Origin of the sequence: Amycolatopsis sp. CB00013, assembly GCF_001905755.1 — a bacterium.
In the GTDB taxonomy this organism is placed as follows: Bacteria; Actinomycetota; Actinomycetes; order Mycobacteriales; family Pseudonocardiaceae; genus Amycolatopsis; species Amycolatopsis japonica.
Genome location: NZ_LIWC01000006.1, coordinates 13,325 through 26,892, shown reverse-complemented (window position 1 = coordinate 26,892; position 13,568 = coordinate 13,325). Strand labels below are relative to the sequence as shown.

The following is a 13,568-nucleotide window of genomic DNA, read 5'->3' as shown; positions in this document are numbered from 1 at the left end:
GGGTCTCCCTGGTTCAGGCGGCGAGGCTGAAACGTTCGGCGTGGACCTGGCTGCCCGGCACCCGCAGTTCCCGCAGGCTGCGCAGCGTCGCCGAGGTCATCCCGGGCGGACCGCAGACGAAGACGTCCCGGTCCGCGATATCCGGCACCAGCCGCCGCAGATTGGGGGCGCCGAGTACCGGACCGGTCTGATCGGACGGTCCACTGAGGACTCGGACGGCCGCGCCGCGCGCCCGTGCCAACCCGATCAGCTCCGGCAGGAGGACGGCGTCACGTGCGTCGCGGACGCGGTAGAGCACCACGACGTGCCCGGAGATCTCCTCCAGCAGCGCGCGGATCGGGGTGATCCCGACGCCGCCCGCGACCAGCAGTGCGTCCGGTTTCTGTTGGTGCATCGTGGTGAACGCGCCGTACGGGCCTTCGGCGAACACCCGGGTGCCGACCTTGAGCGACCGCAAGGACGCGCTGCCGTCGCCCGCGGCCTTCGCGGTCAGCCGCAGGGTGCGGCCGTCCGGTGCGGCGGAGAGGGAGAACGGATTCGCCTGCCACCAACGATCTCGCGTCATGAAGCGCCACAGGAAGAACTGACCCGCCCTCGCGGGCATCTTGTCGAGGTCCTTGCCGGAGATGTACACCGAGACGACGTCGTGGGATTCGGGCACCACGGCGACGACCTTCAACCGGTGCCGCAGATTCCGCGCCAGCGGCAGCACCACCCGGCCGGCGACGACGGAGCCGAGCGCGACGCCCCACACCGCCCACCAGTAGACCTGTGCTCCCGGCGAAGACGCGAACGATCCGCCCAGCGCGATTTGATGCGTGAACGCCAGCACGACCGCGGCGTAGGTGTAGAGGTGGATGAAATGCCAGGTCTCGTACGCCAGCCGTCGCCGGGCGAACCGGGCGGAAACGGCGCCGACGAGCAGGATCAGCGCGAACGCGACGACCGCACGCAGGATCCCCTCCAGTTTGGTCACCATCGTGACGAACTCGTCGACCACACTGTTGTCCTCGACCTGCGCGTAGCCGAAGACGATGAACACGAAATGGGCGAGCAGCGTCCACAGCAGGCCGAATCCCGTCCAGCGGTGCCAGCCGGTGAGCCGGTCCATGCCGAGGCGGCGGTCGAGCCAGGGCAGCCGGGCGACCAGCAGCAGCTGGAACGCCATCGTCAGCGCCCCGTACAGCCCGGCGAGCCTGCCGATGCTGATGAGCACGTTGTCCGACGGCCCGGCGGCGAAGAACAGCACGGTCACGGCGGCCACGTTGGCCCCGAGGAAGAGGAAGAGCCCGGCGCGCGCGGCGATCCTGGGACGGATCGCCGGGCGCGGTCTCACGGCGGTCTGCGTCATGGTGGTCACACGTGGTCCCTTCCGGTTCGGTTCAGTGCAGAGCCTGCTGTGCCAACCTGTGACCTTTCTTGGCGGAAGCTGTCGGCTTGCTGTCGTATGCGGTCCCGCCTCGCCCTCGCGCGCGCGTTCACGGAGGATGGCTTTCGTGAACACCGAGAACCCCGTGCGCCTGCTGGTGGTGGACGACGAGCCGCATATCGCCGATCTGGTGGCCACCGTCGCCCGCTACGAGGGGTGGCAGGCCGTGACCGCCGGATCGGGCGAGGCCGCGCTGGCCAGGGCGGCCGAATTCGTGCCCGACATCGTCGTGCTCGACCTGATGCTGCCCGGGATCGACGGGTTCACCGTGCTGGACAAGCTCCGCGAGGCCGGGACGGCGGTGCCCGTGGTCTTCCTCACCGCGAAGGACGCGACCGCGGACCGCGTCGCCGGGCTCACCCTGGGCGGTGACGACTACCTCGTGAAGCCGTTCTCCGTCGAGGAACTGATGGCGCGGCTGCGCGCGGTCCTGCGGCGGAGCACCAACCAGGCCAAGGCCGCGGTGCTGCGGGTCGGCGACCTGACCCTCAACGAGGACACCCGCGAGGTCGCCCGTGACGGCAAACCGGCCGACCTGACCCCGACCGAATACGAACTGCTTCGCTATCTCATGCGGCATTCGCCCTCGGTGATGACGAAGGCGCAGATCCTCGACCACGTCTGGGAGTACGACTTCGGCGGCCGGTCCAATGTGGTCGAACTCGTCATCTCGCATCTGCGCCGCAAACTCGACACGGGCGACGAACCGCTGATCCACACCGTGCGCGGCGTGGGCTACGTCGTGCGGCAGGCGGCGAGATGAAGATGTTGCGCCGGTGGTACGACGCCTGGCGCCGCTCGAGGCTCGGGACCAGGCTGGCGCTCGGGCTAGGCGCGCTGGCGCTGGTCGTGTTCGCCGTCGTCGGCACCGTGATGGTCGGCATCATGAAGGGCTATCTGAACGACCGGCTCGACGAACAGCTCGCCAAGACCCAGATCAGCCAGGTGCCGTCGCTGCGCACCACGCACGGCGGGAAACCGCAGCAGGCCTACGGCTGGTTCTCCGCGGTCTTCGCGGTGCAGAACGGCGACGCGCTGCCGCAGGCGGGCGGTTCCCTGCCACCGGACACGAAAGCGCTCGAAAAGGTCGCCGAGGACGCGACGCGGACCGAGGTCCTGCGCACCGTCTACATCGAGGACAAGGGCACGTACCGGGTCCGGGCCTGCCCGATCGAGCCGGCGCAGAACATCGTGCTGGTCAGCGCCGCGCCGCAGGCGGACCTGGACCGGACGGTCAGCCAGCTGATCATGGTCGAGGTCGTCGCGTTCCTGCTGGCGCTCGCGGTGCTGGTGATCGCGGGACGGCTGGTGCTGCGGCGCGGGCTGCGGCCGCTGAGCGACATGGCCGGGACGGCGCACGACATCGCGTCGCACGACCTCACCACGAACGCCGATCTCCCGGTGCGCGCGCGGGCGAACGGCGGCGGCGCCGAGGTCGAGGAACTGCGGACGGCGTTCAACGTCATGTTGGCGCACCTGGATTCCTCGCTGGTCGCGCGCCGGGAGGCGAACGAACGGCTGCGGCGGTTCATCGCCGACGCCTCCCATGAACTGCGCACGCCGCTCACGTCGATCCGGGGCTACGCCGAGCTTTTCCGCTACGCCGCGGCGAACGAACCCGCCGAACGCGAGGCGCATCTGGCGAAGATCCGGGAAGAGACGCAGCGGATGAGCGTGCTCGTCGACGACCTCCTGCTCCTCGCGCGCCTCGACGCGCCGGAGAGCGAACCACCCTTGCGACTGGTCGACGTCGACCTCGCCGAGCTGGTCACCGACGCGGGGGAGGCCTTCGCCGCCGGGCGCCCGGAGCATCCGCTGAACGTCGGCGCGTTACCGGAAGGTGTTGTCCTGCAAGCGGATCCGGTGCGCCTGCGGCAGGTGCTGGACAATCTGCTCGCCAACGCCGCGGTGCACACGCCGCCCGGGACCGCGGTGACGTTGTCGGCCGCGGCGTCGGGTTCGGAGGTCGTCCTGCGGGTGAGCGACACCGGGCCCGGGATCCCGCCGGAAGCGCGGGAACGGATCTTCGACCGGTTCTACCGGGTCGACACCGCCCGCACGCGCGGCAACGGCGGGACCGGGCTCGGGCTTTCGGTGGTGCTCTCGCTGGTTTCGGCGCACGGCGGGACGATCGAGGTCGAGAGCGTGCCGGGGGCGACGACGTTCACCGTGCGGCTGCCGCGCCACCGCTCGTAAGCCCGGTTCGGAACCGAGCCGCGCCCCTGGGAAAGCCTGGTCGAAGGTAAGTCCGTGAAGGCCTCCTTGAGGGACCCAGGGTCCCTCAAGGAGGCCTTCACGGACGGGCGAGTCGCCATATTCGCCCCACCTGCATCAGCTGTCACAGGAGATGCGCGTGAAGGCCTCGGGGAAGTGACCAAGAGCGGCGCGCGGCTACCCGACCCGCCGCTTCACATGGTCCGGCACCGTCCACTCACCGACCAGGTCCACCGACGGCTCCGGTTCCCCGAACACGGTCCGCACCGGCAGCACCCCCGCCCACGCGAGATCGTCCGCGACCTCGTCCTCGGGATCGTCGGGCCCTTCGCCGCGCATCTTCACCGACGCCTCGGTGAGGTCCAGCTCCAGCACTGAAACGGACGCGAACTCCTTCGCGTTGATGTCCCGCGCGTGTTCCCACGAACCGGGCGCGAGGTGGTCGGTCAGCACGTGGAGGCCGTGCATCTTCCGGTCGCGATCGGTGACCGCGGCGGCCTTCCCCAGGATCACCGCGCTGCGGTAGTTCATCGAGTGGTTGTTGATCGAGCGCGCGTAGACGATGCCGTCGAGCAGGGTCACCGTGACGCAGACCTCGACGCCGTCGGAGTCGCGCATACTCCTCGCCCCGGTGGATCCGTGCAGGTAGAGCGTGTTCCCGTCGCGGCCGTAGCCGGTCGGGATGACCAGCGGGACGCCGTCGCGCACGACGCCCAGATGGCAGATCAGGCCTTCGTCGAGCACCGCGTACAGCGCCGAGCGGTCGATGAGCGCGCGGTTCTTCTTGCGGCCGAGGGTGGTCCGGTCGGTGGGAGAGAGCGGGGTGGACATGCGACCAGTCTCACCCAGGAGAGTGGCCTGTAATAATGTCCAATTCTCCTATACTTGAGAAGTCCACTTCAGGAGTACGCCATGTCCGACACCGCCCTGCCGGTCAGTCTCGACCGCGATTCGGCCGTCCCGCTCGCGGTCCAGCTGGCCGACGCGTTGCGCGCGGCCGCGGGCGACGGGCATCTGCGAGGCGGGGACAGGCTGCCCTCGACCAGGGCGCTCGCGAGCCGTCTGGGCGTCAGCCGCACGGTGACGTCGGCCGCGTACGAGCAGCTCCACGCGGAGGGCTGGATCGCCGGCCGCCACGGTTCCGGCACGTATGTCACCACCACTCCGCCCGCGGACCGACCGGCGAAAGGGCCCGCGCCCGGGACGCCCGCCGCGCCGCCCACGCTGGTCGACCTCACCCCGGGTGTCCCGTGGGCCGACGGCGTCGAGAAGGCCGCCTGGCGCCGCGCGTGGCGGGCCGCCGCCGATCCGCGCCCGACCTACCGCGAGGACCGGGCGGGCCTGCGCGCGTACCGGGACGCCGTGTCCGAACATCTGCTGCGGCACCGCGGTCTCGCGGCCGGAACGGTGCTCGCGACCGGCGGGACGACGGCCGCGGTGATCGAACTCGCGGGCGCGATGCTCTCGCGCGGTGACCGCGTCGCGATCGAGGAGCCGGGTTATCAGCGTGCCGTGCAGGCGTTCCGCCGGGCGGGGATGGAGGTCGTGCCCGTCCCGGTCGACGAAGAGGGCCTGCGCCCGGACGCCGTCCCCGCCGACGTACGCGCGGTGTACTGCTCACCGGCGCACCAGTATCCGCTCGGCAGCCGGATGAGCGCGTCGCGCCGCGTCGACCTGGTCGAACTCGCCCGCGCCCAAGGCATGCTGGTGATCGAGGACGACTACGACGGCGAGCTGCGGTTCGACGTCGCGCCGCTGCCGTTGCTGGCCGCGCTCGCGCCCGACGTCGTCGCGCATCTCGGGACCACCAGCAAGATCCTCACCCCGGCGCTGGGCGCGGGCTGGATGGTCGCGCCCGCCCCGGTCGCGGCCGCGGTGCTGGAGTACCGCGAGGCGACCGGAACGCGGCCGTCGCCCGCGGGGCAGCGGGTGCTCGCCGAACTGGCGCGGCACGGCGATCTCGGCAGGCATCTGCGCAAACTCCGGCGGGAACTGTCGGAGCGCCGGTCCCTGGTGTCGGCCGCGCTGACGTCGGCGGGGATCCCGGTGCTCGGCGACGACGCGGGCGCGCATCTGGTCGTCCCTTGTGGATCCGCGGAGGAGGAGGCGGCGCGGATGGCGGCGGCGGAACGCGCAGGGATCCGGCTCGACGGGCTGGCCCGGCACTTCGCCGGGACGCCGACGGTGTTCGGGAACCTCATCGGTTACGCGGGCTGCTCGCGCGAGGCGCTCCACACCGCGCTCAAACCGCTGATCGCCGTTCTCGGTTGACCTCGAGCAAACTGGAGGTCATAGCTTGCGTTCATGCGTGAGATCAGAGTGTCCCGGTTCGGCGATCCCGGCGTCCTCGAGCAGGTCGAAATGCCCACTCCCGAACCCGGAGCGGGGGAGCTCCGCGTCGCGGTGACGGCGGCCGGGGTCGGCTGGCTCGACGCCCTCATCCGGCGAGGTGACGGTCCCGACGTGTTCGCCGTCGAGCCGCCGTACGTCCCGGGCGGGTCGGTGGCGGGCACCGTCGACGCGGTGGGCGACGGCGTCGACGAGGACTGGCTGGGCAAGGCGGTCCTCACCCACGCGCCGGGCGGTTACGGCGGGGGATACGCGGACACGGTCGTCGCGCTGCCGGACGACACCTTCCCGATCCCGGAGAAGCTGGATCCCCGGCACGCGGTGGCCCTGTTCGACGACGGCAGTACCGCGCTGGCGTTGCTGGAGAAGACCCCGGTCGCCGCCGGCGAGCGAATCCTGGTGATGCCGGGGGTGGGCGGGCTCGGCAGTGTGCTGGTGCAGCTCGCCCGCGCCGCGGGCGCGACGGTCGTCGCGGCGGTCCGAGGCGAGGAAAAGGCGGCGATCGCGCGGAAACTGGGTGCCGAGCCGGCCGACTACTCGGCGGCGGACTGGACGGGGGAGGTCCTCGCCCGCACGGGAGGCCACCGGCTGGACGTGGTCTTCGACGGCGTCGGAGGTGAACTGGGCGCCGCCTCTTTGGCCTTGCTGGGCAACGGCGGCCGCTTCTCCGGCTACGGCATGTCCAGCGGGGCGGAGACCGTGATCGGTGACGCCGACCGTGCCCGGCTGTCCGTTGTGGACATGGCGCAGCTGGTCGGGTTCTGGCCCGACAACGCGCGCCGGGTGCGGGAGATCCTGCGGCGGGCGGCCGAAGGAACGGTGACCCCGGTCATCGGCCGGACGTATCCGCTGGCGGAGGCGTCCGCCGCGCACTCGGACATCGAGGCGCGGCGGTACACCGGGAAGAGCCTGCTCCTGCCCTGAGCGCTCAGAACCGCAGCGGCACCGCGGGGAGGTTGGCGGCGATGACGTCCGAAACCGTCTGGAGCGGCCCCGTCCCCGCGGTGTCCGGCACGGTGAGCGCGGTGTAGACGGGCCGGTCCACCGCGAACCACGTCGCGGTGCCCTCACCCTCGACCTGCAGCCACTGGACGGTGTTGATCGTCCGCAGCTGCGAGGTCCGGGTCAGCTCCGGCGGCTTGCCGAGACCGCACCGCAGGACCACCGGATCGCCGGTGCCCCAGCCGATCGTCGCCTCGGGGGCCGGATCGGCCAGCGTCCGCCGGATCAGCGTGGTGCCGGACGACGTGAGCTCGTGGGGGAGCGCACCGATGAGTTTCGCGCATTCGGGTGACCCCGACTGCGGCGCCGGGACCGGGACGAGCGGGAGCGGACCGTCCGCCACGGGGGCGTCGGAGTCCGCGCCGCGGGTCAGCCCGAACACGGCCACGCCCGCGACGAGGAGGATCGCCAGGCAGGCGGCCGCGATCAGCAGGGGTTTCGGGGGAGCGCCGGTGTCCGTGTCAGCCACCGGACCACTACACCACCTCTCAGAGATGCACCACCGGGCAGGTCAGCGTACGCGTGATGCCCTCCACGTTCTGCACCTTGGCGACCACGAGCTGACCGAGCTGGTCGACGGTGTCGGCGGCGGCCTTGACGATGACGTCGTACGGGCCGGTGACATCCTCCGAACTGGTGACACCGGAGATGGTGGAGATCTCCGCGGCGACCGCGGCGGCTTTGCCGACCTCGGTCTGGATGAGGATGTATGCGTGGACCACGGCGCGCCCCTTCGTAAAAGTCGGCTCAAGGTAGGAACGTTGTAGCAACGTATCGCCAGCCCCGGGAAAAACCTAGGGCTTCCGACTATCGGTGATCGACATTTGTCCGGACAAGGGAAAGTGGAGGTGACGGGTGTCACCGAACGACGGCACGGTCGCCGGGACCGGTGAATTCCGGTTGATCGAAGCGGTGACGGCAGGCCGGAAACAGCCGGAGTCGACCCTGCTCGGACCGGGGGACGACGCGGCCGTCGTGGCCAGCCCGGACGGCCGGACGGTGGCGTCCACCGACGTCCTCGTGCAGGGCGTCCACTTCCGGCTCGACTGGTCCAGTGCCGAACAGGTGGGCCGCAAGGCGGTCGCGGTGAACCTCACCGACATCGCCGCGATGGGCGCCCGCCCGACGTCCGTCCTCATGGGATTCGCCTGCCCCTCGGACACCCCGACGGCACTCGTCACCGAACTCACCCAGGGCATGTGGCTCGAAGCCGATCGCGCCGGTATCGGGATCGTCGGCGGCGACATGGTGCGCGCCGACCAGATCGTGATCAGCGTCACCGCCCTGGGCGACCTCGGCGGCCGGGAGCCGGTGACGAGGTCCGGCGCGCGTCCCGGCGACGTCGTCGCGGTCTGTGGACGGCTCGGCTGGGCGGCCGCCGGTCTCGCCGTGCTCGGCCGCGGTTTCCGGTCACCGGTCAGCGTGGTCAACGCGCAGCGCTGCCCCGAACCGGACTACGAGGCGGGCATCCGCGCGGCCGACGGCGGCGCGACGTCGATGATCGACGTGTCCGACGGGCTCCTGTCCGACCTCGGTCACATCGCCGAGGCATCCGGCGTGGGGATCGACGTACGGACGGCGGACCTCGACGTGTCGAGCAGGCTGACCGAGGTCGGCACCGCGCTCGGCGCCGACCCGCTGAAATGGGTGCTCACCGGCGGCGAGGACCACGCGTTCGCGGCCACCTTCCCCTCGTTCGCCGAACTGCCGGAGGGCTGGACCGAGATCGGCGTCGTCACCATGCCGGATTCGGGGGTCACGGTGGACGGGAAGCGGTACGGCCACGACAGCGGCTGGCAGCACTGGCGTTAAGGGCGGGAAGCCCACCAGGTCGACTCGCCGGCGACGGTGAAGCCGAGGGATTCGTACAGGGGCCTGCCCGCTTTGGACGCGGTGAGGGTCACCGGCTTTTCCGCCAAGGGGACGAGGGAACCGAGCATCACGGCTCGCCCGACGCCGCGGGAGCGGAAAGCCGGCGGCGTGCCGACCCAGTAATGGCTGCCGAAGCCGTTCTCGACGACGGTGACGCACGCCCCGGCGACCTCGCCGTCGAGCCGCGCGACGAACACCTCGACCCCCGGCTCGCGGAGCAAGGCCATGGGGAACATCTCTCCCGCGCGGTAGGGCTCGAACCGGTCGAGTTCGAAGCCCGCGATGACCGCGCGTTCGGCGCCTCGCAGGTCTTCCTCCCCGTCGACCCTGACCACCTTCATCGAGGGTTCGGCGACCGGGGAGGGAGGCCGCAACATGACGGGCATCCGCCAGCTGCGCATGTCGCCGAGGTGGCTCAGATCGGTGACGCTGAAGGGATCCTCGGCGTCCACCGGGCCCTTCGCCCGCCTGGCGAGCTCCGTGATCTCCGCCACCTCGCCGTCGGTGAGGCCGGGTTCCTGGATCAGAACGCGCAATCCCGCGCGCTCGTCACCTGCGACGGCGAGAAAACCGTTGCGGCGGATCACTTCGTGACCGCGGGAGCGGCCGGTGGCCGCCCAGAAGGCGGCGGAGTTGCGGGCCTGGCGGAGTTGCGCCTCGGCGAGGCCTGCTTCGATCGACATGAGCAGAACCTAGCGCTCGCTTCCCCGGCGGGAGGGCGGCTCGCTAATCTCGCGCTCATGGACCTTCGTGTGCTGGCCTACGACCACCCCGACGCGGTGAAACTGTTGGCCGAAGCCCAGCTCGAACTGGCCGCCCGGTACGGCAGCGAAGACGAGACGCCCATGGACGCGGCGCAGTTCGCCTCGCCGAAGGGACTGTTCCTGGCCGCCTACCTCGACGACGTCCCGGTCGCGTGCGGTGCCTGGCGGGCGCACGACGGTCCGGACCCGCTGCGGCCCGGCGACGCCGAGATCAAGCGGATGTTCGTGATGGCCTCGGCGCGCGGTCGTGGCCTCGCGCGGGCGCTGCTCGCCGATCTGGAGCGGACGGCCGCCGAGGCCGGACGGTTGCGCATGGTGCTGGAGACCGGGGACAAGCAGCCGGAGGCCATCGCGCTGTACGAGTCGGCCGGTTACCTGGAGATCCCGGGTTTCGGGTACTACAAGGACGAGCCGGAAAGCATCTGTTACGGCAAGTCGCTGGTATAGGAGGACGGATGCCGATCTACGCACTGGGCGACCTCGAACCCTCGATCCACCCGGACGCCTACGTCCATCCCGACGCGACGGTGATCGGCGACGTCCGGATCGCGGCGTTCGCGTCGGTGTGGCCGCAGACGGTGTTGCGAGGCGACCACGGGTACATCGAGATCGGCGAGCGGTCCAACGTCCAGGACGGCTGCGTCCTGCACTGCACCCGCAAGGAGCCGACGATCATCGGGAAGTCCTCCGCCGTCGGGCATTCCGTGCACATCGAGGGCGCGCGGATCGGCGAAGGCTGCCTGATCGCTTCGGGATCGGTGGTGCTGAACGGAACCGTCGTCGAGGACGGCGGGATGGTCGGCGCGGGCGCTGTTCTCTCCTATGGTTCCTATGTGGACAGTGGGCAGATCGCGCTCGGTGTCCCCGCGAAGACACGGCCGAACACGTCGTTCGGGCCGGACATGATCAAGCTCGTGGTGGACGGGTATGTCGAGAGGGCTGCCCGGTTCCGGGTCGAACTTCGGCGGCTCGACCCACGTGAGTAAGCTCGCACGCCGTGACCGCACGACCGCTGCAGGACATCGTCGAAGCAGGCTGGGCGCAGGCCCTCGAACCGGTGGCGCCGCAGGTCGCCGCGATGGGGGAATTCCTCCGCGCGGAGATCGCCGCGGGCCGGACCTATCTCCCGGCGGGTGAACATGTGCTGCGGGCGTTCCAGCAGCCGTTCCACGACGTGCGGGTGCTGATCGTCGGGCAGGACCCGTACCCGACGCCCGGGCACGCGGTCGGGCTGAGCTTCTCGGTGGCGCCGGAGGTCCGGCCGATCCCGAAGAGCCTGATCAACATCTACAAGGAGTACTGCGAAGACCTGGGATACCCGCTGCCGTCGAACGGTGACCTGACGCCGTGGGCCGACCAGGGGGTCTTGCTGCTCAACAGGTCGCTGACCGTGCAGCCGGGCAAGTCGAACTCGCATCAGGGCAAGGGCTGGGAAGCGGTCACCGAGCAGGCCATCAAGGCCCTCGCGGCGCGGGACGAGCCGATGGTCGCGATCCTGTGGGGCCGTAACGCGCGGAATCTGAAGCCGATGCTGGGGCAGGTGCCGTGCATCGAGTCGGCGCACCCGAGCCCGCTCTCGGCGCACGCGGGTTTCTTCGGTTCGCGGCCGTTCAGCCGGGCGAATCAGCTGCTGGCGGATCAGGGCGCCGGTCCGGTGGAGTGGAAGCTCCCCTGAGCCTTCACGCGCTTGCGTGGGCCCTTGCGTGACAGCAGTGGCCGCTGTGACTCCTGAGGTTTCGCCGAAGTCCGTGAAGGCCTCCTTCACTACCTTCAGGGTAGGGAAGGAGGCCTTCACGGACTTCCGGCTTGAGGCGGTCGCTTCCCGAGTACATGAAGGCCCCCTTCCTGTACCTAGGCGCAAGGAAGGGGGCCTTCATGTACTCGGTGCGGGCTACGGCTCGGTCACAGTGGTCGTGAGTGGCGATTCGGGTTAGAACCCGAATCGCCACTCACGACGACGCCCGAGCCCACCGCACACAAAAAATGGCGGGTGCTCCGAAGAGCACCCGCCATTCCCCAAAAACCCGGCTCAGCCGCGAACGACCTTGCCCGCCTTGATGCACGAGGTGCAGGCGTTCAGGCGCTTGCGCTGGGACAGACCGATCTTGGCGTGAACGGTCTGGATGTTCGGGTTCCACCGGCGGTTGGTACGCCGGTGGGAGTGCGAGACCGACTTGCCAAAGCCCGGTCCCTTGCCACAGACGTCGCACACGGCAGCCACGTCGAACTCCTCTGGATCTGGGACAAAGAATGATGCGCCCAGCATGCTGGGCAACTCGACCATAGTAACCAGTGGCTCAGAGCCCTCCGGCACCGGGTCGATACCCTCGCTGGAACAGGTAGGAGGTTACGGGGTGCGGGTGCTGGACGTGGCGGCGGTCTCGGCTTGGTCCGCGGCCTGTGTGCACAGCTTGGCCGTGCTGCGGCCGGCGATCGACGGCATCAACGTCTACCCGGTCGCCGACTCTGACACCGGCTCCAACCTGCTGTTCACCATGACCGCGGCCCGCGACGCGCTGGCGGAGGCCGATCCCGCGACGACCGCCGAGGCGCTGGCGGCGTTCGCCAAGGGCGCGGTCGCGGCGGCCAAGGGCAACTCGGGCGTGATCATGTCGCAGGTCGTGCGCGGGATCGCCGAGTCGGCGGCCGCGAGGGAGCTCGACGGGCCCGGGCTCGCGGAGGCGCTCGGCTGCGCGGACCGGGCCGCCACGGGCGCGGTGAGCCGTCCGGTGGCCGGGACCATCCTGACCGTTCTCCACACCGTCGCGGCGGCGGTCCGCGACGCGACGGGCTCACTCGAAGAGGTGGCCGCCGAAGCCGCGCGCGTCGCCGCCGAAGCGCTCGAAGAGACCCCGAAGCAGCTGCCCGTCCTGGCGGTGGCCGGCGTGGTCGACGCGGGCGCCCGCGGCCTGGTCGCGGTCCTCGACGCCCTTGCCGGCGTGATCTCCGGCGGCCTCACCGAGCCGGAGCACCCGCTCGAAGCGCATCACCATCACACGATCGACGCGCCGACCGCGTGGGAGGTCATGTACCTGCTCGACGGCGTCGACGAAGGCAGCCTCCCTGGGCTTCGCAAGACCCTCAGCGGCCTCGGCGACAGCGTCACGGTCGCCGGGGACGGCGCGGGCGCGTACGCCGTCCATGTCCATTGCGCGGACATCGGCGCGGCGCTGGAGGCCGGGATCGAGCTGGGCCGCCCACGCCGCGTCCGGGTCGAGCCGCTGATCACGCCCACCCCGGTCGAGGTCGGTGGCGGGATCGACCGGTCGGTGGTCGCCGTGGTCCACGGCGGGCAGCTGGCCGAACTCCTCCGCGCGGAGGGGGTCGCGGTGCTTTCGGTCCCGCAGGGGAGCGAGCCGACGGTCGAGGAGATGCTGGGCCTGATCAACGAGGCCGCCGGCCATCACGTCACCGTCCTTCCCGGCGGTCAGCGACTGACCGCGGCGGCCGACGCGGCGGCCGGGCACGCAATGGCGGCGGATCGCGACGTCGTCGTCATCCCGTGCGTTTCACCCGTCCAGGTGCTCGCCGCGCTGGCCGTCCACGACAAGGACCGCCGCACCAACGACGACGTGGTCGCGATGGCCGAAGCGGCGGCCGCGACCAGGCGTGGCGAACTGCGGATCGCGCAGGAGGAGTCGCTAACCTGGGTGGGCCGGGCGCAGGCCGGTGACGTCGTCGGCCTCGTCGACGGCGAGGTCGTGTCGATCGAGCCCGCGCCCGCCTCGGAGACGAGCCTGGTCGCGGCTGCGGTCGGTGTGCTGAACCGGATGCTGGCCCTCGGCGGCGAGTTGGTCACCGTGCTGACCGGCGTGGACGCGCCGGTCCGGCTGCCCGGTGAGCTGGCCGATCAGCTCCGCGTGGAGCATCCCGAGGTCGAATTGACGAGTTACGCCGGCGGTCAGTCCGACGCCGTGCTGCTGATGGGGGTGGAGTGA

At 70.6% G+C, this 13,568-nt stretch carries 15 protein-coding genes; 9 read left to right on the top strand and 6 right to left on the bottom strand.

Annotated elements, in window-relative coordinates; genetic code table 11:
* Window positions 1–13: 13 nt before the first annotated feature.
* On the bottom strand, window positions 14–1,351 hold the full coding sequence (locus AMK34_RS33530; RefSeq protein WP_073848397.1) for a ferredoxin reductase family protein: 1,338 nt from the start codon (window positions 1,349–1,351) through the stop codon (window positions 14–16).
* Window positions 1,352–1,496: 145 nt separating this feature from the next.
* Between AMK34_RS33530 and AMK34_RS33525 the strand changes: the two genes are divergently transcribed.
* A complete protein-coding gene (locus AMK34_RS33525) occupies window positions 1,497–2,192 on the top strand; it encodes a response regulator transcription factor (protein ID WP_073848396.1) in 696 nt (231 codons plus the stop codon).
* A complete protein-coding gene (locus AMK34_RS33520) occupies window positions 2,189–3,625 on the top strand; it encodes a sensor histidine kinase (protein WP_073848050.1) in 1,437 nt (478 codons plus the stop codon). Before AMK34_RS33525 ends, AMK34_RS33520 begins: the two co-directional genes overlap by 4 nt.
* A 195-nt stretch (window positions 3,626–3,820) precedes the next feature.
* Here the strand turns inward: AMK34_RS33520 and AMK34_RS33515 are convergent, their stop codons facing one another.
* Window positions 3,821–4,474 carry a pyridoxamine 5'-phosphate oxidase family protein gene (locus AMK34_RS33515; RefSeq protein ID WP_073848049.1) on the bottom strand — a complete coding sequence of 218 codons (654 nt, stop codon included), beginning with the start codon at window positions 4,472–4,474 and terminating at the stop codon, window positions 3,821–3,823.
* An 81-nt stretch (window positions 4,475–4,555) separates the two neighbouring features.
* Here AMK34_RS33515 and pdxR point away from each other — a divergent pair, with 81 nt between their 5' ends.
* Window positions 4,556–5,914 (top strand): MocR-like pyridoxine biosynthesis transcription factor PdxR, encoded by a 1,359-nt coding sequence (pdxR, locus tag AMK34_RS33510; RefSeq protein ID WP_073848048.1) that lies wholly within the window; start codon window positions 4,556–4,558, stop codon window positions 5,912–5,914.
* Window positions 5,915–5,947: 33 nt separating this feature from the next.
* Window positions 5,948–6,916, top strand: coding sequence for a zinc-binding dehydrogenase (locus AMK34_RS33505; protein WP_073848047.1), 969 nt, complete (start codon window positions 5,948–5,950; stop codon window positions 6,914–6,916).
* Between the two features lie 4 nt (window positions 6,917–6,920).
* On the opposite strand, the gene AMK34_RS33500 is transcribed toward AMK34_RS33505, so the two are convergent.
* Window positions 6,921–7,463, bottom strand: coding sequence for a DUF3515 domain-containing protein (locus AMK34_RS33500; protein ID WP_073848046.1), 543 nt, complete (start codon window positions 7,461–7,463; stop codon window positions 6,921–6,923).
* A gap of 19 nt (window positions 7,464–7,482) precedes the next feature.
* The gene (locus AMK34_RS33495; protein ID WP_005160289.1) at window positions 7,483–7,716 is read right to left on the bottom strand and encodes an Lrp/AsnC ligand binding domain-containing protein; all 234 of its coding nucleotides are present in this window, start codon (window positions 7,714–7,716) and stop codon (window positions 7,483–7,485) included.
* 133 nt (window positions 7,717–7,849) lie between these two features.
* Here AMK34_RS33495 and AMK34_RS33490 point away from each other — a divergent pair, with 133 nt between their 5' ends.
* Entirely contained in the window at window positions 7,850–8,806 is a 957-nt protein-coding gene (locus tag AMK34_RS33490) for a thiamine-phosphate kinase (protein ID WP_037342083.1), read from the top strand.
* On the opposite strand, the gene AMK34_RS33485 is transcribed toward AMK34_RS33490, so the two are convergent.
* Window positions 8,803–9,549 carry a GNAT family N-acetyltransferase gene (locus tag AMK34_RS33485; protein ID WP_073848045.1) on the bottom strand — a complete coding sequence of 249 codons (747 nt, stop codon included), beginning with the start codon at window positions 9,547–9,549 and terminating at the stop codon, window positions 8,803–8,805. The genes AMK34_RS33490 and AMK34_RS33485 overlap by 4 nt on opposite strands.
* Before the next feature lie 57 nt (window positions 9,550–9,606).
* Between AMK34_RS33485 and AMK34_RS33480 the strand changes: the two genes are divergently transcribed.
* Genes AMK34_RS33480 through AMK34_RS33470 form a run of 3 tightly spaced genes read left to right on the top strand, consistent with a single transcriptional unit; the run spans window position 9,607 to window position 11,305 of the window.
* A complete protein-coding gene (locus AMK34_RS33480; RefSeq protein ID WP_038509530.1) occupies window positions 9,607–10,077 on the top strand; it encodes a GNAT family N-acetyltransferase in 471 nt (156 codons plus the stop codon).
* Between the two features lie 8 nt (window positions 10,078–10,085).
* On the top strand, window positions 10,086–10,616 hold the full coding sequence (locus AMK34_RS33475; RefSeq protein WP_073848044.1) for a gamma carbonic anhydrase family protein: 531 nt from the start codon (window positions 10,086–10,088) through the stop codon (window positions 10,614–10,616).
* Between the two features lie 11 nt (window positions 10,617–10,627).
* Window positions 10,628–11,305 (top strand): uracil-DNA glycosylase, encoded by a 678-nt coding sequence (locus tag AMK34_RS33470; protein WP_073848043.1) that lies wholly within the window; start codon window positions 10,628–10,630, stop codon window positions 11,303–11,305.
* A gap of 354 nt (window positions 11,306–11,659) precedes the next feature.
* On the opposite strand, the gene rpmB is transcribed toward AMK34_RS33470, so the two are convergent.
* Window positions 11,660–11,851 carry a 50S ribosomal protein L28 gene (gene rpmB, locus AMK34_RS33465; RefSeq protein WP_007031450.1) on the bottom strand — a complete coding sequence of 64 codons (192 nt, stop codon included), beginning with the start codon at window positions 11,849–11,851 and terminating at the stop codon, window positions 11,660–11,662.
* A 133-nt stretch (window positions 11,852–11,984) separates the two neighbouring features.
* Between rpmB and AMK34_RS33460 the strand changes: the two genes are divergently transcribed.
* Window positions 11,985–13,568, top strand: coding sequence for a DAK2 domain-containing protein (locus AMK34_RS33460; RefSeq protein WP_073848042.1), 1,584 nt, complete (start codon window positions 11,985–11,987; stop codon window positions 13,566–13,568).

Excerpts from the sequence above, each read along its gene's own strand:
- AMK34_RS33505 (WP_073848047.1), top strand. The coding sequence starts at position 5,948 with ATGCGTGAGATCAGAGTGTCCCGGTTCGGCGATCCCGGCGTCCTCGAG.
- AMK34_RS33485 (WP_073848045.1), bottom strand. The coding sequence starts at position 9,549 with ATGTCGATCGAAGCAGGCCTCGCCGAGGCGCAACTCCGCCAGGCCCGC.
- AMK34_RS33480 (WP_038509530.1), top strand. The coding sequence starts at position 9,607 with ATGGACCTTCGTGTGCTGGCCTACGACCACCCCGACGCGGTGAAACTG.
- pdxR (WP_073848048.1), top strand. The coding sequence starts at position 4,556 with ATGTCCGACACCGCCCTGCCGGTCAGTCTCGACCGCGATTCGGCCGTC.
- AMK34_RS33530 (WP_073848397.1), bottom strand. The coding sequence starts at position 1,351 with ATGACGCAGACCGCCGTGAGACCGCGCCCGGCGATCCGTCCCAGGATC.
- AMK34_RS33475 (WP_073848044.1), top strand. The coding sequence starts at position 10,086 with ATGCCGATCTACGCACTGGGCGACCTCGAACCCTCGATCCACCCGGAC.
- AMK34_RS33515 (WP_073848049.1), bottom strand. The coding sequence starts at position 4,474 with ATGTCCACCCCGCTCTCTCCCACCGACCGGACCACCCTCGGCCGCAAG.
- AMK34_RS33520 (WP_073848050.1), top strand. The coding sequence starts at position 2,189 with ATGAAGATGTTGCGCCGGTGGTACGACGCCTGGCGCCGCTCGAGGCTC.